Below are 19,022 nucleotides of genomic sequence, written 5' to 3'. Positions count from 1 at the left end.
AGCAATTTCCTCGACTTATTCAGATTTTTTTCGGGCAGCAGCTTCTGTCTCAAGCTTGCGTTGTTCAGCAAGAGCACGAATAGACTCGGCAAAATCAGGGTATTTATCCAGAATACGCTCGAATGTAATTTTATTGAGCGAATATAGGTCACAGTACTCCCTGGCCTTGATGGTAGCATTTCTAGGAGTGCTGAGCAGCAGAGCGATTTCTCCGAAAAAAGCGCCTTCATTCAGCGTGGCATAGACAATCGACTCATCTTCGGAAACCACATCAACCGAACCCCTGCTGATAAAATACATTTCATCCCCGATTTCTCCCTTACGGACAACATAGTCACCCGGAGTGAAAACCACAGACTCCATGTTGAGGATAATTTCACGAATGAATGCTTGACTGGCACCAGCAAAAATGGGCACTTTCGAAATTATTTCGCGATGCAGTTCCAGAACAACCTGAACACGAAGGCTGTACGGAAGCTCGTCAACAACTGATCTCTCGTCGTAGCCCCTCCGTGTCTCCCAAAGATAATCGTAATAGTCGTTTATCCTGTTGCTCAATCCGGAAGGAATATGCCGATATTTCAGGAATGTATTAATACGCTCCATTTTTTCACGATACAAGGTTTTTGCTGTATCTATATTGGCAATTACTGTGGAGATATTCCCGATTACATAGCCATACATTCCGACCCCGAGAAGCTGGGACATTATCGTGAACAACAGGTGAACCTGGTTATAAACATCCGGTGTAATATCGCCGTAGCCCACTGTTGATAAGGTCGTAATCGTCCAGTAAAGCGCCTGAAGATAACGCATACCAGGGGGCAGATCCGGTGAAACACCCTGAACGAACACAAACCCGCAGGCCAGAAAATGAGCGACCAGGAGAAGCCAGAATATCATGACTGCCAGCCGAACAACATTTGAATTGAATTTGGACTGCTTGAGACGGTTGATACTACTATTTCTGGAAAACAGGCGTAGAATTCTGAACAATCTGGCAAACCTGGCAAGCCGGTTCAGATTCAGGAATGTACCACCGGGAAGCAGAAAAAAAGGAAAGGATGCAATAAGATCTGCCAAGAACCATCCACGGCAATATCGCCGTGCGATCAGTTTCTTATCTCTCACCGTTTTTCTGTTGTCAACATAGGCAGTATGAAAAATTATTACCATGTCGGCAATAAAGCTGATGGTAATAATTACATCCAGTACCAACAGAATCCCCCTGGATTTGAGGTCCAGAGCGATAGAGAGCGGAGCCAATATAGTTGCGATTAAAACCATAAGCAGGATATAGGCATCCCAGCGCAGCTTCCATGACGCTTCGGAATCTATAATCGGAATTCCGGGAAACAAGGAAGTACTCATGACTCAAATATAACCAGGATTACCTGCTCTTGCCAGTGATACATCTCAGGAAAGCAGCAGTTCATCATTATCAATATCCTGATGCCGGATCTGACGGAATCGCTCTATCAAAGCCGGAACGCTGAGGTTTGCCTTCTCTTCGCCGCTCACGTCGAGAATAATCTCACCGGCGTCCATCATAATCAAACGGTTCCCGAACTGCAGGGCCTGCTGCATGTTATGCGTGATCATCATGGTGGTAAGCTTGTATTCATTTATAAACCGCTGGGTCAGCTCCATTACAAGCTCGGCATTGTGGGGATCCAGGGCAGCCGTATGCTCATCGAGCAGAATCAGTTCAGGCCGGGAAAGCACCATCATCAACAGGGTAAGTGCCTGCCTCTGACCGCCTGACAGCAGTCCGACATTATCTTTCAGGCGATCCTCGAGTCCCATTTTCAGTTCAACCAGATGCTCTCTGAAGTACTGCCTGCGTTTGCTGTTCAGATTGATTTTCAGGCTCTTCATGCCCTTGTAGGCGCAGATCATCATATTATGTTCGAGTGACATATTGCCCGCTGTTCCCAGCAAGGGGTCCTGGAATATTCTTCCGATATAGCGCGAACGCTTGAACTCCGCCTCTCTGGTCACATCACGTTCGCGAACGAAAACCTGTCCCATAGTCGGTGCAATCGTCCCGCCGATCAGATTGAACAGGGTGGACTTACCCGCTCCATTACTGCCGATAATTGTTATAAAATCACCCGGCTCAATTGCTATATTCAGATTCCGGATTGCTACATTTTCATTCGGCGTTCCGGGATTAAATACCTTTGTTACCTGCTGTAGCTCGATCATGATTTCTGCTCCTCAGCTGCACGCTCATAATGACTCCGCTCCCGTCTCAGCTTCGTAATAATCAACGAACCGATAATCAGAAGCCCGGTAATCAGTTTCAGATCACTCGGGGTCAGATTGATGTAATAACCGTAATAACGTCCGAGATACATCAGGGCTCGATACAGGATCGATCCAAGAAGCACCCTCGTAGTCAGAAAACCTATTTTATTTGATTTCAGCAGAAACTCACCCATCATTACCGATGCCAGGCCTGCAATAATGATTCCCTGACCGAGATTCACATCAGCAAAACCCTGGTATTGCGCAACCAGAGCACCAGAGACTGCAACCATTCCGTTGGATAGACTGACTCCGATGGTCTTCATAATTTCGGGATTCACTCCCTGATTGGTGACCATCTGTTCATTGTTTCCGAGAGCACCAAGGGTCATGCCCAGGTCGGTAACAAAAAACAGATCCATGAGCAGCTTGATGATTATCGTAACGACAATAAAGAAGATCAGCACGGCCCACTCAGGGCTGATTATGCCTTCAGTCAATTCCCGAACCCAGGTCAGCAGTGTGTACTGACGAAGCAAAGGAAGATTCGCCCGTCCGCCAAGAACACGGATATTCACCGACCAGAGCATGGTCATGGTCAGGATTCCTGCAAGCAGGTTCGGCACCTTCAATTTATTGTGAATCAATGCTGTTATCGTACCGGAGAGCCATCCAGTCAAAAAAGCGACCAAAAGACACAATACGGGATTCCATCCGGCGACAATACCTGAAGCCATAACGGCCGCACCGAGCGGGAAAGAACCATCTACTGTCAAATCCGGAAAGTCCAGAATCCTGAAGGTTATAAATACCCCAAGAGCCATGATTCCGTATGCCAAACCCTCAACTAAAATACCTTCAATCATAAGCCTTCCGTTAAAATTACATTTTACTGCAGGATAGTACTACATAGAACAGGCCGGCTGGAGACCGGCCTGTTCTCCTCAAAAAATCAACCGCATAATTACTGCTGCTGTCCGCCGGAGATAATCATATTTGCATTATCAAGCAATGCCTGTGGAACTGTGAGACCAAGCCGCTCTGCAACATCCAGATTGATCAGAAGATCAACATCTGCCGGATCAGTCATGTACTGAATCGGAATGGATCCAATCTCTCTTCCCGCCTCGATTTCTGCAATCAGACGCCCGGTAGCACGCCCCATGTTATAGTAGCTGAAGCCGTGAGCCGCCAGAACTTCAATTCCCTCTGCAGAACTCGGATCTGCAGACATTACCGGAATACCGGCATTATTCGCAACATCTACCAGAGCACTCAGGGCTGACACAACCGTATTGTCAGTACTGACATAGATTGCATCTACACGGGAAGCAATAGACTGGGTGGCCTGCCGAACCTCGGCGGAGTTGGTCACAGTCGCTTCCACAAACTCAATTCCCATAGCAGCGGCCGCATCCCGGGCGATTTCTGCAAGGGCTACAGCATTGGCTTCACCGGATGAATAGACATGCCCAAGTCGCTGAACATCCTTCATCTGTTTCAGTATACTCAGCTGCTCGGCGACAGGAGTCATATCCGAGTACCCAGCTACATTCGCTCCGGAACCCTCTGCACTGACGGTCAGACCGGCACCGACAGGATCGGTAATTGCTGCAAAAATAACCGGAATATTTCGAATTTCATTCACAAGGGCCTGGGAGGTGGGTGTCGCAATTCCTACCGCGTATGCAACCCGGTCATTACGGAACTTACTGGCGATCTGGGCAGCAGCACTAATGTCCCCGTTTGCATTCTGCAGATCAAAAGTAAAATCCAGTCCCTGTTCTGCCAACTCATCCTGTATCCCCTGCTCTACAGCATCCAGGGCCGGGTGAGAAACAATCTTTGAAATTCCGATTACTCGTGGACCCTCATCATCAGTTTTCCGTTCACAGGAACTGAAAAAAAATCCGACCGCAAGCAATCCAGCCAGCAGCACGATACTCATTCGTTTTGTCATACCTATCTCCTTTTTGATAAAATCACAGAATATTCTACCTAAGCTATTATGGGTTGTCTATGTATAAATATACGTTTTCAGTGATAATTTATTGATATTCATCCAGATGAGTAAACTGAAAAGCCTTTGATCCGATAATATAGCTGTCATGCGATTTCCCATCTTTTCTGTAATTATTACTCTGCTGCTTCTCGGCACCGCTAACATCTCTTCCCAGGAACTGGCAGAGGAACCAAGAATGCTCGGAGGCATCCGCTTTGACGATCTACCACCGGACCCTGATTTTCATCCACCGGAGCTCCCCGGACCGGAGGAAGCATTTGCCATCGATGACAGATCAGCGGTACAGGCAGTCTGGATGCTGCGGAGGTCTCACCTGATCCAGGTCGTGGACGATGATCTTCGCCGGCGCACACTGGCAATTCACGAAGCCCGGGTAGTCAAAACCGAACCGAAGCTCTACACAATCTATATTCGAGGCTCTTCCGGCGGGCAGGCCTTTGAATGGCAGGAGCTGGACTGGAACCGCAGCTATATTCATTACAATGGACGTATGACAAATCTCCGTATACTCTACAGCTACCGGAATCAGGCCCATCCTTTTGATTTTCCGGTCTTTCTTGATTAATCCTTTATTCTACCTATAATAATGAACATGCAGACGGCAGCTGAGAACACAGGAATAGAGCGGATCGAGCGCATCGGTACCGGGGCATCCGGAACGGTATACAAGGCTGTACACAATACTGGCAATGAATCCCGGATAATAGCCCTGAAATGCATTCACCCCCATATCCTGCGGCAAGCCCATGCATACACAGCCCTGGAACAGGAATTCAGAATCAACCAGACACTTGATTCACCTCAGATCCTGAAACTCCACGCAGTTCACTATGGCCTCCACGACGAAGACAGCTTCAGCATAAGTATGGAATACATGGATGGGGGAAGCGCCAGACAGCGGCTCTTCAAGCACGGCCGTTTCAGCAGTTCAGAAACCTGCACCGTCGGTATTGCTGTCTGCAAGGCTCTTGAGACAGCTCACGGTAAAGGCATCCTGCATCGCGATATAAAACCCCATAATATTCTCTTCGATTCCACCGGAGCTGCCAAGCTGGCTGATTTCGGCATCGCCCATGCTGCTGCCCGGCAATGCAGCAGCACGGCAATCGGAACAGCAGATTACTGCGCTCCCGAAATAGTCCGGGGTGAACTGGCCGATCAAAGGAGTGATCTCTACTCGCTGGCGGCCTGTCTCTTTGAACTCTGCACCAGCCGACCGGTATTTCCCGCTGATTCACCGCAGGTGACACTCATGATGCACCTGGAACAAGCAGCCTCCGAAGCCTCTGCGCTTCATCCAGATATTCACCCTGCCCTCTCGGCAGCCATTGCACGCGGCTTGAACAAGGATCCAGCTGACCGTTATCTCAGTGCAGGAGACTTCCGCCAGCACCTCGAACAGGTACAGGAAGCAGTCAACAGCGGTAGCTCAGTGGCCTGCCAGGACCAGAACAGCGACAAACGAATACACTCGTCTCATAAAAGCTGCGCTGTCTGCGGAAGCATATTTACGGGTCCGGTGTGTCTTGCCTGTGCAGCACTTGCTATTCCTGCCGGAAGGGGTGAGGATAAAATCCACGTACATATTCGCGAACAGAAAAAGGGAGGAGAAGTGTGCAGGCAGCAACTCCGCTCCAGCATTCTATCCATAGTACCCGAAACATATTTATCGATATCGATTTTACAGACGAACCTTCCTTTCATGCCCTTCACCCTGTGCAAAAATCTCAATATCTCTGCAGCCACAGAATTGACACGCAGGCTCAAACAGGCAGGAATCAGCTATACCTGTACCAGCAAGAACCCGTCACACACATCCGGAGATCTGAAGTCGTTCAGAAAGGCTGTACTGCGAAAACACTTCAAGACAAGTATGCAAAGCCTGCTAAAGCTCGGAGCGATGAGCATGGCCGGCTGGCAATATTTTTTTCACGCGAGCTCCATCAGAGTACTGAACTTCACCATTCTTCTACCATCGATTATCACTCTGGCACTCCTCTACTCAAACCTCTGGCAGCGTATGCCACGAAGCGAACCAAAGAAAAAGATCGATCTGCACCCTGTAATAAGGGCATTCGCTGAAACCCATGGATCGCTTCGAAGCAGCCGGATTCAGGCTATGAGCGACAGGCTCGCACAAGGCTTCCTGCTGATCCATGACATGACAGAGGACAGCAGCCTGCAGGCTGCAATACGCGAAACAGCCGGCTCAATATCCCGGCTCTGTCTCTCGGCCTCTGAAACAGAAGCTGTTCTCAACACACTGAATCCAGGTAATCCAGCGGAATTCACGGAGTACCGCAAGCTTGAGCGTATTCTTACACAACATATTGAAGTACTGCTTGCTGTTGCGCTCACCGTAGACAGCACAGCCCGGAGATTCTACTCGAACAATATGGACGCTCTTTCACATCTGCAGGCAATGCTCGGAAATCTGGAGCAGCGAATTTCTGATCTGCACTCTGCCGATCATGATCTGCAGGGTATCAATCAAAAGGAAGAATTCAATGCCGATGACAGATGACTACCAGCTGCTCCATTCAGGGCCAGTCGCCGAATGCTTTATTTCCGGGGACGGCACGAGAGTCTGCAAACGCTACCATGAGTATCTGAGTGCCGATGAATTCCTGCATCAGCAGATTATTGCTGAACTGAAGCTGTGTGCGGAATTACAGCATGAAAATATTCTGCCTATACAGGAGATCGAATGCGATTCGGAAGCAATACGCATCTATATGCCCTGGGTCAGCCCGGTCTCGCCGGGCGATCTCAATGAATCAGAACTGATCGCAATGCTTCGTGACTGCGCTGCTGCCCTGCATTACGCTCACTGTATGGGTCATGTTCACCGATCGCTGCATGCAGGAAATGTCCACCGAAAACCTGATGGAACATTCTGCATCAGTGATTTTTTCTCGGGTAGAAATCGGGATACCTGCACCCTCACCGGAACCAGCTTCATACCGATGAATACAGACAATATCGCTCCTGAACTTCTCAGAGCCTGCAGGACAGATCCACGCATCGATATTTTCAGCCTTGGAAAAACCGCACTGCATATATGGAACAAGGCAGCAGATGACCTGGATAACACCTGGCTCAGGGATCTACTTACAGCTATGCAGGGGCAGGCAGCTGAGCGGCCAACATCTGCAGCCCAGCTCATGCAGCACCTGTATGAGCGCTCTGCACCCGGGCGAGGCATTGGCCCCTGCCCGTTCTGTGGCGTCCCGAAAGTCCGCCGCCTGCGTTTGTGCCCGCACTGCAATAAAATAGAACCCATTCCGACCTATTATGATAAAGCAGATGCCAGTGCACTGATTCTCACGGTTACAACCGAGGACAGCGAACAGATCGATATTATCCGTTCAATACTTAGCCATTTCAGCGGCCGCCCGATGTCGGAACTTGAACTGATCAGTGGAGATATCCGTAAATACTCAAAAGCAGAGCGCCATGAATACCTGCCCCAGGGAATAGTTCTGGCTGCTCCAATCAGTGAATCCAATGCCGATGAAATTATCGAGGTCTTTTACAGCAGAATCCACCATGCCAGTATCAGCCTGCTGAAACACCGTTATCACGCAGTCAAGAATGATCGCAATGTGCGAAATCAGACAAGTCTGTTTCCATTGGCAGCATATGCTCATAGCGATCATGAAAGACAGTTCCTTCAGAACTCGAAGCCGTACATGCCTGCACAGGCTTCAGATATGGATCATCAACAACAAGCGCTTGCAGAGGCAGCCCGGATTCTGCGCGCATTCGGAAAACCAGCTGATAAACACATGGAAGTGCTTCTGCAAAACATGTTCAAGGCAGTAGATTCAATCAGGCAACAGCGGACATGGCTGCAGCAGCCCCGTCTCCTGGACCTGTACTATCAGTCTGGACGGGAAGACGGTCAAACCGGTGGTCTGCAATTTGAACTGGAAGAACTACGTAAAAAGGAACAGGACTGTATTCGTCTTGAACAGGCCATACTCAACCAGCTTCATCGCCTTTCTGTTGCCGCCCGAAAAGCAAGCTCTTGCCCGGATCTGCAAGCCCTGGTGTCAGAACTGGGCATTCAGGCCTTCCTGTGATACTATGCCTGCATTGTGAAGATAGTAATACTTGGCGGCGGCTCTGTCGGAGCACAGATTGCGCAGCAACTGATTGATGACAAACTGGATGTAACCCTTATTGAGGAGAACCCGGAAACTGCCCGGCTCCTGAGTAATCGTCTGGACTGCACGATCCTGAATCAGGCGGGAAACAGTGTCAAAGCCCTGCGCAAGGCCGGCACCGCAGATGCCGATGTCTTCGTTGCTGTTACCGGATCGGATGAAATCAACATGGTGGCCTGCGCACTGGCTGCAGCAGAATTCAATGTACCCCGCAAGATTGCGCGAATCCGCAACATCAACTATTCCGATACCAGTCTCTCTGCCCGCAAATTCCTGGGCATTGATGCAATCGTTAACCCGGAAATAGAAGCCAGCTACGAGCTTATCCAGAGCATTGAACATGGGGCCATGAGTGACATAATTCTGTTTTCCGGATCGGACATCCAGATCCGGAACCTGTCTGTGCCTCGGGGTTCTGAAATAATCGGAAAAACTATTCGCAAGGCATTCTTTGAGTCATCAATACGCTTTCTGATTGCAGCAATTCTTCGTGGAGATGATTACATAATCCCTGACGGCAACACAGTCATTCTGGAAAGTGATATTCTGTATATTGCCGGCAACAAGGAAGATCTGGATACCGTCATGCGTTTCTTCGGAAAAATCCGGACACGGCTGGACAAGGTAATTATTGTCGGCGGTGGAAAGTCAGGTGTACTCATTGCAGAGAACCTGCTGCAGAAAAGCGAAGCACCTAGCGAGCCCAGCAATGTCTTTCATCGCATCCGACGTTCGTTCAACAAAAAAAACGTAGTAATCGTTGAAAAAAACCCCCGTAAATGCAAACAGCTCTCACAGCAATTCCCGGAAGCTCTGGTTGTAAATGCAGATATATCCGAGGAAGGAATCTTTGCCGAAGAGAATATGGCGAATGCTGACCTGCTTCTGGCAGTTACCGATAACCAGGAGCTCAACATTGTCACTGCACTCTATGCACGGTCACTCGGTATTCACCGGGCTGCAGTTCTGGTGCACAGCACACAGTACGCTGCCATCTGTTCTCGCCTGGAAATAGATTCGGTAACAAGCCAGAAGCAGGCAGTTATCAACTCGGTCCTGCGCAACATAAAGATGAATGAAGCTAAAAGCATACACAGCCTCTTTGATGGCAGACTGGTCGTACTGGAATTCAAGGTGCCTGCCAAATCATTTATTACCGGAAAGCCCCTACATGCCATTAAATTCCCGAAAGATACTCTGGTAATTTCCAGCAGCAGAGAAAACAGTCACCGGATACCTGACGGGAACTATGTCCCCCAAGAGGGTGATACAGTAGTTATGATCGGCAAGCGCGAGCATGCCGATGACATTCAGGCCCTATTCAGCACAAAAGAATGAACTATTCCCTGATTCTTCGCATCCTTGCCGTCCTCGCCTGTCTTGCAGCCCTGTTTCTGCTCGTCCCGGCGGCCGTTGCCCTTATGTACGGTGAATATGATGCCCTCAAGGCATTCCTGGTAGTCAGCCTGCCTACAGGAATTGCAGGAGGAGGGCTACTCCTTGCAAAAAAAAATACCAGACTCAGCCTGAGCACTCATGACGGTTTCCTGGTAGTCGCCCTGGCATGGCTGACTATGTCCGCAATCGGAGCGCTTCCATTTGTGCTTTCCGGGGTTATTCCTTCATATACAGACGCTTTTTTTGAGACCATGTCCGGTTTCACAACTACCGGTGCAACCATTCTGACAGAAATCGAATCGCTGCCGCGTTCAATTCTATTCTGGCGCTCGCTGACACACTGGCTTGGCGGGATGGGAATAATTGTTCTTACTGTTGCAATATTCCCTCTGCTTGGATTCAAGGGACTGCAGCTCGTAAAAGCTGAAGCTCCGGGGCCTTCAGTCGACAAACTCAGCCCGCAGATAACCCATAGCGCAAAGATCCTCTGGCTGCTGTACATAGGACTCTCAGCTATCGAAACCCTGCTGCTGCTCGCCGCCGGCATGAACCTCTATGATGCCCTGACCCATACCTTCGGCACCATGGCTACCGGCGGTTTTTCTACCATGAACGCGAGTATTGCAGCCTATAACTCAGCTGTTATCGATGCAATCATTACCGTATTCATGGTATTGGCGGGAATAAACTTCGTCGTGTATTACAGTATCATAACCCGCAGATTCAGAAACGTCCTCAAGGACACTGAACTCAAGGTATATCTGGGAATATTCACCGCAGCTACCTTACTGGTCACCCTGCAACTGCATGGAAATGTCTACGAAGGAATAGGTGAGAGCCTTCGCTTTGCAAGTTTTCAGACTGCTTCAATCCTTACCACAACAGGCTATGCAACGGCAGATTATACCCTCTGGCCCTCCGCTGCGACCGCTGTGATTTTTATATTGATGTTCATTGGAGGCTGCGCAGGCTCAACCGGAGGCGGAATAAAGGTAATACGGATTACTGCACTTTTCAAACAAGGTTTGAATGAAATGAGACATCTACTTCACCCCAGAGGAGTGTTTTCTCTACAGCTGAATAAATCCCCACTGAGAAAAAGTCTCATACTGGGAATCAGCGGATTCTTTTTCCTTTACATCCTGTTGCTTCTGATTACTACACTGGTACTCGCTTTCAGTGGCAATGATTTACTTAGTGCCTTTTCGACAGCATTAGCTACACTGGGAAATATCGGGCCGGGCTTCGGAAATATCGGTCCAGCGGAAAACTATGCTCATTTTTCTCAAGCAGTCAAATGGTATCTGTCACTGATCATGATGATAGGCCGACTTGAAATATTCACTATTCTGATTCTGTTTACTCCCGGCTATTGGCGCAAGTAAAATCAGGAAGAATAATTCTGATTACCGCGCCATTATCGTTCAGGGTTTCCAGACGTCCACCTATCTGTTCTGCCAGACCTCGCATCAGTATGAAGCCAAATCCATCATTAAATTGTGCTTCATCCGGAAAGCCTTCTCCATTGTCACGGAAAAGCAGCTCAAGACCCCGGTTGTCTGATCCTGTCACCGCAGTCATTTTCAATCGGATCCCGGTCTCACTGTTACAGTTGCTGTACTTCAACGAATTGGTAATTGCTTCAGTCAGAATGAGCGACAATGGAATAGCAATATCGATCGGCAACACTATATCAGGCACATTATATGAAAAGGAACAGGCAATAGTATTCATGCCGTACACCGCGAGAACAGACCGATATACCCGCTCAACAAGTTCCTCAAGCTGTGCACCTTCAAGATTATCTGCTTCATAAAGAATTTCATGCACAGCAGACATTGCCCTGACCCTGGTCGAAATCTGTTCGAACACAAGGGCTGAAGCCTCATTAACCCGTGACTGTTCAATAGAAATAAGACTGATTATTATCTGAAGATTATTCTTGACCCTGTGATGGATCTCCCGAAGAAGCACATCACGCTGATGTAATGCAGAGGAAAGATCAGAGGTCTGTCGCGCAAGCTGATGCTCTCTGACAGTTGCAGATTCCATAAAAGAGTTCAGAGCGGCTGCAATTTCAGAAAACTCCCTTACTGACTGATTTTCTTCCAGACGTTCATAGTTATCTCCTCCATGAGCAACCAGGAGAACACTATGAAGTCGGGCGACCTTTCGGATGAGCTGCTTGTCAATTATTACCCCGGCTAATCCCGAGGCCATAGTAATAAGGATCAGGGTGATCAATGCACCCCGCAGGTAAAACCTCCGCAGCACCCTCCGGTAATAGCCCATATCATAGTGCAGCTTCAGGACGAATTCCTGACGGATGGGATTATCCGCTCTGAGAAAACGCTGACGCTGATATGTGACCAGTCTGTTATCAAGCATTTCCCTGAACTGCCCGCTTTCCTCAAGTTCCCTCTGAATGCGACTATCAAGAATTACCTCTTCACCGCTTACCAGTGACCAGTTCCGTGGAAAATTATACGTGAAAAGATCTGCTTCAACGACATAGCTATGCTCTTCCAGAAGAGATGAGAAAAGCATTGCCGGCGAAAAACTGTTTCTGTTCTGCTCGAGGTAATCCTCAAGCCCAATTGAAAGCTGAAGGATAAAGTCCTGATCCTCAGGGCCAAAATATGAATATATAGTCAGAGCACCTGTCTCAATGGATGTAGTCAGCCGCTGTGTAACAGTATCACCACTGCCCATAATTTCCCGCAGGAAAATCAGAAAGTTGTAGCCAATCTCTCCCAGCCGCAAACCCCGATCCTGAGGAAATGAACTGCTTCGTACTATCAGATCAGGACCAATTACATAAAGATTTACAGAGCCAATACGTTCCGCTTCAGAAACAAGCAGAGAATCATCCCATTTGCGGGGATCGCTTTCTATTGAAAGCAGATTATTGTAGGCATCATTCAGGCTAAGCTCTGCCTGATCCCTCATGGGGTGCTCGATTATTGACAGCAGCTCTTCCAGCAACTGCAGGCGGCGTTCGACCTGTTTCGCAAGTTCCCTGCGATCCCGTATGAGAATTCTGTCCATTTCGGATGTAAAACTCAGGCCAAAGAAAAAACTGAGTCCAATCGCTGTGCAGCTGATCATGGCAATCAGTATGAACAGAATCCTGCGCTTCATTGGCTTATTGTACGCTGTTTCAAAATAAATATCCAATGAGGAAATTGCAAAATTACGTGCAATTTCCTCCTCGCATTAGTAGCGAATTCTCAAGTTGTTTTATTTAAACAACTTGAGAATTTATAATCTTGCGAATGCTCATGCAAAATGTAATTTTGCAAAAAGCTCCAATGCAGGCAAAAGAATTATTGCTTGCGAAAAAGAATTACATGATGTAAACTAATTACAACATGTTAACCAAAGAAACCAGACATCAGGAAATCAGGGATATAAATCACCTCTCGCTGCTGGATGCTGCTGAAAGAATTTTTTTACAACACGGGATAGCATCTGCAAGTCTACAGATGATTGCAGAAGAAGCCGGTCTCAGCCGTGTGACCCTTTACAAGCATTTCAGGGGGAAGGACGAACTGGTTTTTGCCATTGAAACAAGAATAATCTCCGAATTTGAACGGGGGGCACAGGAAGCATCAAATTTCGAGGGAAGTGGATTCGATCGGATTACTGCAAAAATAGGGGCATGGACTGACTATTTCATGCAGAACAAAGCGCATTTTGCATTTGTCGGACTGTTTGACCATCACTATGCCGTGAGTTATCCAAATGAAGAGCTCGCCCGGCAATACCGACAGGTTTTAACAGGATTTACTCACACCCAACAGTTACTTGAATCCGGAATCGAAGATGGCAGCATCAGAGCGGGCATTAATCCAAAGGAAATGGCACTGTTTATCGGGAATGTATTCATTGCTACTGCGAACCGCATTGCTTCCAGAGAAGAAATTCTATCAAGAGAGCAGGAAATGAATCCGGACAGAATGATACAGATGTACAAGGACATGCTACTGCAGTCACTGCAGGCAAGAAAAGAATAAAAATTACAGACGAGATATACAGGAGCTTAAGATGAACGATTCTAACATAAAGATGAGTCCCAATGAACTGGCAGACCTATCTTCCGGCAAGACAGCCTGGAGTAGCCAGGGGAACGAGAAACTGGGTATTACGGATATTACCATGAATGATGGTCCTCATGGTGTCAGGAAAGCCTCAGGAGCGGCGGATCTCCACCACTCTATTCCTGCAACAGCTTTTCCTACGACAGCCTGTACGGCTAATTCCTGGGACCGGGATATACTCCGGGCTGTCGGAGCAGCTATTGCCGTAGAATGCCGGGAGCTTGGAGTCCAGATTCTTTTGGGTCCAGGTCTGAACATCAAGCGCTCGCCACTGGGTGGCAGAAACTTTGAATACTATTCAGAAGATCCCGTAATCTCCGGCGAGCTGGCAGGAGCCTTTATCCAGGGTGTACAGTCAATGAAAGTAGCCGCAACAATTAAACACCTGGCAGCAAACAATGCCGAATTCCACCGTTTCACCATTGATGCACGGCTTGATGAACGAAGTCTCCGGGAGATATATCTCGCCGCTTTCGAGCGCGCAGTGAAGGTGGGTAAGCCGTGGGCTGTAATGGCAGCATATAATAAACTGAACGGTGAGTACTGTACTCAACACAAAGAGCTGCTTACTGACATTCTGAGAAATGAATGGGGCTTTGACGGAATTGTAATGTCTGACTGGGCAGCTGTCGCCGATCGACCCGCAGCAGTCAAAGCTGGACTTGACCTTGAAATGATGGGTCCATCACCGCATTTTGACAGGATTCTGGCTGAACATATAGCGGAAGCTGCCGGTGTCGATACCGGGACTGAAATTGAATTAAACTCTCCTGCTGTCCAGATTAGTGGTGTCAGCCGCGTGATTTCCGTTTTCCAGAAACTCACCGGGCGCCTTGCACCGGTGGATCCGGATGCCCTCACAAGGGAAAGAATAACGGACAGCACTGCCGAAGAGCATCACAAAATCGCCAGAGAGGCTGCCGCTGCCGGCATGGTGCTTCTGAAAAACGAGAACGGGTTACTTCCATTTCTTCCTGATACAGTAAATAAGCTGGCAGTCATCGGTAAATTCGCTGATTCACCGCGTTTTCAGGGAAGCGGCAGTAGTCAGATTAATCCGACACAAGTGGATACCATACTCTCTGCTGCCCGCAGTGTGTATTCTGCTGTTCAATATTCTGAAGGATATCCGGAGAACGGAATTCCAACTAAACAAAGCATACAGGACGCAGTCGAAAAAGCAGCCTCTGCGGACAGAGCAATTCTGATAACAGGTCTAACCGAAAGCTATGAGAGCGAAGGCTTCGATCGTGAGAACATACAGTTGCCAGAGGGACAAAAAGAGCTTATCGAAGCTGTCTGTAAGGCCCAGCCGAATACCGCAGTAATCATCATTGCAGGATCAGCAGTTGATGTAAGCTGGAGAGATAATAGTCAGGCAATTCTATATGCTGGTCTGGCAGGCCAGGCTGGTGGATCGGCATTAATAGATCTTGTAAGCGGCAAACTTAGTCCACGAGGCAGACTCACCGAGAGTTTTCCATGCAGAATTGAGGATACACCTTGCTACACCAGTTTTCCCGGTGAAAATAACATAGCCGAATATCGTGAAGGTATTTTTGTTGGGTACCGTCACTACTGCAGTATCGGCCTGAAAACCGCCTATCCATTTGGTTTTGGATTGACCTACACCGATTTTTCTTATACCTCTCCCAAAATTACCAGTTATACAGGTGACATTGATCATGAGAGTTATTACTTTGTCTCGGTCGACATAACAAATACCGGAGGGACTGCCGGAACAGAAGTCGTACAGCTTTACATCGCTCCGCCAAAAGGAAGACTGTCCCGCCCTGTTCGCGAGCTCAAGAACTTCAGTGTAGTGCATCTTGCACCGGATGAAACCAAAACCGTGGAACTCAGGCTTGATGCACGAGATTTCTGTGCCTGGGATCCGACTGTACAGACTTTCAGGGCCGAGCCAGGCCAGTATCTCATTCAACTCGGAGCTAATGCCGAGGAAATCCGCCACTCTTTTTCCCTGCAGATAAAAAACGGCTTTGGACCTCAGCCCAGACTGGATGAATGGAGCAATATAGTGGAGTGGATGAAGGTTCCCGAGGCAAATGCCCGCCTGAAGGAGTTATTTCCAGCAGAATTTTACAGAATGATGAATGAGGGAACCCGGGCAACGGATATTATGCTGCAGAATGTTCCCCTGATTAAAATGGTTCAGTTTTTTCCCGATAGATTCAAGCCCGAAATAGTCAGGAAACTTGCAGAAGACTGTTCCTGAAAAAGGGATAAGGTAGTACCGCAGAGGGAATTGCACGATAAACTGCAATTCCCTCGATCGGTATTTTCACTTATTCAGCTGCGCTTGCGGCGTATTTCACGTTGCAGAATACCGAATTCCTGGATTGCTCCGGCACTCAATTCCCGCTCCGAATAAAACCCTTCCTCAAAAATTTCGATGAATCGTTCTGTCTGCATCCTGATATCAGGATATCTATTACTGATATTCCCTCCGAAATGCTGGGGGGGATCACTTCTTCTCACCGGAACCCCACGCTTTTCTGCCCAACTCAGCAAACGATCGTAGGCCTTGCTGAGCATATCAAGCTCCCGCTTTTTCTTTCGGCTCAAACTGGTGCCATCGTTGTCCCAACCTGCCCTACTACCTGAAGACAGCTCTTTTTGCACCTTCCGGTAATTCTCATCCTTTCCGGAAAATCCAGGAAGAAATCCCCGCAATTCTGACCAGATAAGCATGAAAAAATATCGGATTGCGGCCAGAATACTGCGTAGAAATCCATATCGCCGTACAATTGCCCGGAAAGACCTGGAGAAAAAGGGAGCGAAAAGAAATAGCCCGAGCCCGAGAAATAATGCATAACGCAGCATTTGTCTGATGAGCGGAAATAATACTGTAATAAACCAACCGGGCTCCCGCGGAGCAGTCTCACTGAACTCAGGAAGAAGAGGCGGTGGCTGTGCTGCCTGCATGTTCGACATCTGTTCATACACTGCAGCGGTTAACTCTTCATTCTCGAACATGCGTGCCAACCACAGAAAAGGTGCAAGCAGTAATTCCGCGGGTAGAATTGCACCACGGGCCACAATTACAGAAAATACCGCGGCGGTAATCAGAATGTACCAACCTATTCTTGACTGCTCTTTGAGCTGATCCATCGGCAGGGGAATGCCTTCAGCTGCCAGTGTGAGTTCCTGCCAGAACTGCACGACCTGTGAACGGAACCAGAAAAAACCTGCTGCAATGGCTGGAAAAAGAATAAGCAGAGACAAATACACTTCTCCGCTGACGAGCACAATTACCATTGAATACAAGGCGGTCGCAAGAAGTACTAAAGTCGAATAGCTCTGTAAGGAACGCATTGCCTGTATTGTATCTCCGACAACATCATAATTGTTCCGCATTACTGTATTCAGATCCTTGCGTGCTACACCTTCTTTCAACGAAAGAACCAGCAGCCGGTTCTCAAGCCGCTTCAATATATCAGCACTCGACATCCAGGCATAAAAGGAGGGTAACAGCAGCACAAAATGACCGGGACCAGGCTGCAGACGCTGCAGGAACTCCCCGCTTCGAGTCATGGAATATACCAGGTACAGCAGTCCGAAAAGAAGAACAAACTCCCTCAGACCGGCAAAAACACCAGCTTTTTCCTGCTTGAAGATGTGCGTAAAAATCAAGGAAACAGCAGCAGAAAAAAGCGTAAAGGCAATCAGCATAATTGGGTGTACCTGCATCCTGAAAATGGAAATCAGGCTGAGCCCAACCAGCAGGGCTGGTAATACTGAAGGAAGAAGGGCCATGGCAGGGTGAATCAACCGTCGATAGCGCTGTTCAGGACTCAGCCTCAATTGCCTGCTTTTCTCTTTCATACTGTAATCCCCTCAGCGCTTGTGGTAATATTATCTCCATAGTCCTCCACAGGAAAAACCTTTACCTTTCTAAGCGCTCGTGCTGCCAGCGAAGCTGCCTGCCGGGTAGATTCATGTGATGCCGCCCCGCGTGACGAAGCCGATTGCGGCAGATAATACAGTTCAACCTGGGAAGCAGCAGGAATAATTGCGGCAAGACGCACAAGATCATCCTCATGCAGCTGTGGGCCAACATACTGAATTATACTTCCGGTCTCAATGCGTCCGGTCAAGAGATCAAATACAGTGGTCTCATCCTGTGAAAAATCAACACAGCTCAGTAGCTCCAGAAGTTTGACTCCATGCTGATCTGAATCGCCGGCAGGAATGCAGGAAAGATGATCTCCAGCATCACCGGGAACAGCTGCATTTGTCACAATTCCAACTGACTGGCCACGCTCAAGGTTGAAGCGCACCAGGGCTGCGGCAGTCTGGACGGCTCGTTCACCGGCATGATAGCGTCCGCGCTGGGCGTAGTCCTCTGCACGGAGATTCAGACAGATCAATCCGGTGAAGTTGATTGTAGGCATAAACTCGGATACATGCAGACTGCCGGTTCTGGCACTTGCCTTCCAGTTAATCCTTCGAATTTCATCTCCAGTCATGTATTCCCTCAATGATCTGAAGCTGCTTACATCTTCAAACAGCGGATTACTTACCTGCATATTTCCCGAAGGCATTCCTTCCTTGACCAGGGTATCAAGCCGGTACAACTCGGGGTAGACAATAACCTCTGCCTTGCTGGGAATCTCAAAGCTACGGGCAAAAAAACCAAGGGGATCGTACACCCGAACCTCTATCGGACCGAGGAGGTAACGTCCACGATGACTGCTTTTAACACTGTAGTGCAATTCCTGGCGTTCATGAGGGCGCAGACTCATGGTCTGTCTGGACTCTTCATCACCGGAAAGTGAACCGCTGGCATCGAGAACCGCAATCAAAGGTATCGGCAGCCAGCTGCGGTTTTCAATAAATATACAGACATCCAGAGCCTGACTGCGATATGTCTTGAGAGACACTGACTGACGGTACACTCTCAGACCACCAAGCACTGTTCGCATATACAGGTAGCACAGGAGGATAATCATGATTCCAGCAGCGCCAAACCACTGCACCAGAGGCACAGGAACGAAGAGATATATCAAGATAAACAGAAAAAGCAGCCCCCGGTACTGTGCGCGCATGAATCCTCCGGAT

General features: G+C 48.4%; 14 protein-coding genes. 7 read left to right on the top strand and 7 right to left on the bottom strand.

Annotated elements, in window-relative coordinates; all coding sequences use genetic code 11:
- Positions 1 to 15 precede the first annotated feature (15 nt).
- The 4 genes from ACYQ2L_RS02305 to ACYQ2L_RS02290 form a co-directional block, all read right to left on the bottom strand.
- Positions 16 to 1,371 carry an ion transporter gene (locus ACYQ2L_RS02305; RefSeq protein ID WP_460050630.1) on the bottom strand — a complete coding sequence of 452 codons (1,356 nt, stop codon included), beginning with the start codon at positions 1,369 to 1,371 and terminating at the stop codon, positions 16 to 18.
- Positions 1,372 to 1,416: 45 nt separating this feature from the next.
- Positions 1,417 to 2,208: an ABC transporter ATP-binding protein gene (locus ACYQ2L_RS02300; RefSeq protein WP_460050628.1), complete on the bottom strand. Its 792-nt coding sequence runs from the start codon at positions 2,206 to 2,208 to the stop codon at positions 1,417 to 1,419.
- Positions 2,205 to 3,116 (bottom strand): ABC transporter permease, encoded by a 912-nt coding sequence (locus ACYQ2L_RS02295; protein ID WP_460050626.1) that lies wholly within the window; start codon positions 3,114 to 3,116, stop codon positions 2,205 to 2,207. Before ACYQ2L_RS02295 ends, ACYQ2L_RS02300 begins: the two co-directional genes overlap by 4 nt.
- Before the next feature lie 98 nt (positions 3,117 to 3,214).
- Positions 3,215 to 4,210: an ABC transporter substrate-binding protein gene (locus tag ACYQ2L_RS02290; protein WP_460050624.1), complete on the bottom strand. Its 996-nt coding sequence runs from the start codon at positions 4,208 to 4,210 to the stop codon at positions 3,215 to 3,217.
- Between the two features lie 148 nt (positions 4,211 to 4,358).
- Here ACYQ2L_RS02290 and ACYQ2L_RS02285 point away from each other — a divergent pair, with 148 nt between their 5' ends.
- Genes ACYQ2L_RS02285 through ACYQ2L_RS02265 form a run of 5 tightly spaced genes read left to right on the top strand, consistent with a single transcriptional unit; the run spans position 4,359 to position 11,225 of the window.
- Positions 4,359 to 4,838, top strand: coding sequence for a hypothetical protein (locus ACYQ2L_RS02285; RefSeq protein ID WP_460050622.1), 480 nt, complete (start codon positions 4,359 to 4,361; stop codon positions 4,836 to 4,838).
- 27 nt (positions 4,839 to 4,865) lie between these two features.
- Positions 4,866 to 6,797 carry a serine/threonine protein kinase gene (locus tag ACYQ2L_RS02280; protein WP_460050620.1) on the top strand — a complete coding sequence of 644 codons (1,932 nt, stop codon included), beginning with the start codon at positions 4,866 to 4,868 and terminating at the stop codon, positions 6,795 to 6,797.
- Positions 6,781 to 8,358 carry a protein kinase domain-containing protein gene (locus tag ACYQ2L_RS02275; RefSeq protein ID WP_460050618.1) on the top strand — a complete coding sequence of 526 codons (1,578 nt, stop codon included), beginning with the start codon at positions 6,781 to 6,783 and terminating at the stop codon, positions 8,356 to 8,358. The genes ACYQ2L_RS02280 and ACYQ2L_RS02275 overlap by 17 nt, the downstream gene beginning before the upstream one ends.
- Before the next feature lie 15 nt (positions 8,359 to 8,373).
- Complete coding sequence (gene trkA / locus ACYQ2L_RS02270) at positions 8,374 to 9,780, top strand: Trk system potassium transporter TrkA (RefSeq protein ID WP_460050616.1); 1,407 nt, start codon at positions 8,374 to 8,376, stop codon at positions 9,778 to 9,780.
- Positions 9,777 to 11,225: a TrkH family potassium uptake protein gene (locus ACYQ2L_RS02265; RefSeq protein ID WP_460050614.1), complete on the top strand. Its 1,449-nt coding sequence runs from the start codon at positions 9,777 to 9,779 to the stop codon at positions 11,223 to 11,225. Before trkA ends, ACYQ2L_RS02265 begins: the two co-directional genes overlap by 4 nt.
- On the opposite strand, the gene ACYQ2L_RS02260 is transcribed toward ACYQ2L_RS02265, so the two are convergent.
- A complete protein-coding gene (locus ACYQ2L_RS02260) occupies positions 11,200 to 12,981 on the bottom strand; it encodes a sensor histidine kinase (protein WP_460050612.1) in 1,782 nt (593 codons plus the stop codon). The two genes, ACYQ2L_RS02265 and ACYQ2L_RS02260, sit on opposite strands and share 26 nt — an antisense overlap.
- Before the next feature lie 230 nt (positions 12,982 to 13,211).
- Here ACYQ2L_RS02260 and ACYQ2L_RS02255 point away from each other — a divergent pair, with 230 nt between their 5' ends.
- Together ACYQ2L_RS02255 and ACYQ2L_RS02250 are read left to right on the top strand one after the other, a co-directional pair.
- Positions 13,212 to 13,856, top strand: coding sequence for a TetR/AcrR family transcriptional regulator (locus tag ACYQ2L_RS02255; RefSeq protein WP_460050610.1), 645 nt, complete (start codon positions 13,212 to 13,214; stop codon positions 13,854 to 13,856).
- Positions 13,857 to 13,887: 31 nt separating this feature from the next.
- Positions 13,888 to 16,176: a beta-glucosidase gene (locus ACYQ2L_RS02250; protein ID WP_460050608.1), complete on the top strand. Its 2,289-nt coding sequence runs from the start codon at positions 13,888 to 13,890 to the stop codon at positions 16,174 to 16,176.
- A 74-nt stretch (positions 16,177 to 16,250) separates the two neighbouring features.
- Here the strand turns inward: ACYQ2L_RS02250 and ACYQ2L_RS02245 are convergent, their stop codons facing one another.
- A complete protein-coding gene (locus ACYQ2L_RS02245) occupies positions 16,251 to 17,786 on the bottom strand; it encodes a DUF4129 domain-containing protein (RefSeq protein ID WP_460050606.1) in 1,536 nt (511 codons plus the stop codon).
- Positions 17,783 to 19,009: a DUF58 domain-containing protein gene (locus ACYQ2L_RS02240; RefSeq protein ID WP_460050604.1), complete on the bottom strand. Its 1,227-nt coding sequence runs from the start codon at positions 19,007 to 19,009 to the stop codon at positions 17,783 to 17,785. Before ACYQ2L_RS02240 ends, ACYQ2L_RS02245 begins: the two co-directional genes overlap by 4 nt.
- Positions 19,010 to 19,022: the final 13 nt, after the last annotated feature.

This window comes from Spirochaeta dissipatitropha (genome assembly GCF_054657935.1).
This window is presented reverse-complemented; position numbering and strand designations above follow the sequence as displayed.

Bases quoted from the DNA above. Each gene is read 5' to 3' on its own strand.
- ACYQ2L_RS02305 (WP_460050630.1), bottom strand. From the start codon at position 1,371: ATGAGTACTTCCTTGTTTCCCGGAATTCCGATTATAGATTCCGAAGCG.
- ACYQ2L_RS02300 (WP_460050628.1), bottom strand. From the start codon at position 2,208: ATGATCGAGCTACAGCAGGTAACAAAGGTATTTAATCCCGGAACGCCG.
- ACYQ2L_RS02295 (WP_460050626.1), bottom strand. From the start codon at position 3,116: ATGATTGAAGGTATTTTAGTTGAGGGTTTGGCATACGGAATCATGGCT.
- ACYQ2L_RS02290 (WP_460050624.1), bottom strand. From the start codon at position 4,210: ATGACAAAACGAATGAGTATCGTGCTGCTGGCTGGATTGCTTGCGGTC.
- ACYQ2L_RS02285 (WP_460050622.1), top strand. From the start codon at position 4,359: ATGCGATTTCCCATCTTTTCTGTAATTATTACTCTGCTGCTTCTCGGC.
- ACYQ2L_RS02280 (WP_460050620.1), top strand. From the start codon at position 4,866: ATGCAGACGGCAGCTGAGAACACAGGAATAGAGCGGATCGAGCGCATC.
- ACYQ2L_RS02275 (WP_460050618.1), top strand. From the start codon at position 6,781: ATGCCGATGACAGATGACTACCAGCTGCTCCATTCAGGGCCAGTCGCC.
- ACYQ2L_RS02265 (WP_460050614.1), top strand. From the start codon at position 9,777: ATGAACTATTCCCTGATTCTTCGCATCCTTGCCGTCCTCGCCTGTCTT.
- ACYQ2L_RS02260 (WP_460050612.1), bottom strand. From the start codon at position 12,981: ATGAAGCGCAGGATTCTGTTCATACTGATTGCCATGATCAGCTGCACA.
- ACYQ2L_RS02255 (WP_460050610.1), top strand. From the start codon at position 13,212: ATGTTAACCAAAGAAACCAGACATCAGGAAATCAGGGATATAAATCAC.
- ACYQ2L_RS02250 (WP_460050608.1), top strand. From the start codon at position 13,888: ATGAACGATTCTAACATAAAGATGAGTCCCAATGAACTGGCAGACCTA.
- ACYQ2L_RS02245 (WP_460050606.1), bottom strand. From the start codon at position 17,786: ATGAAAGAGAAAAGCAGGCAATTGAGGCTGAGTCCTGAACAGCGCTAT.
- ACYQ2L_RS02240 (WP_460050604.1), bottom strand. From the start codon at position 19,009: ATGCGCGCACAGTACCGGGGGCTGCTTTTTCTGTTTATCTTGATATAT.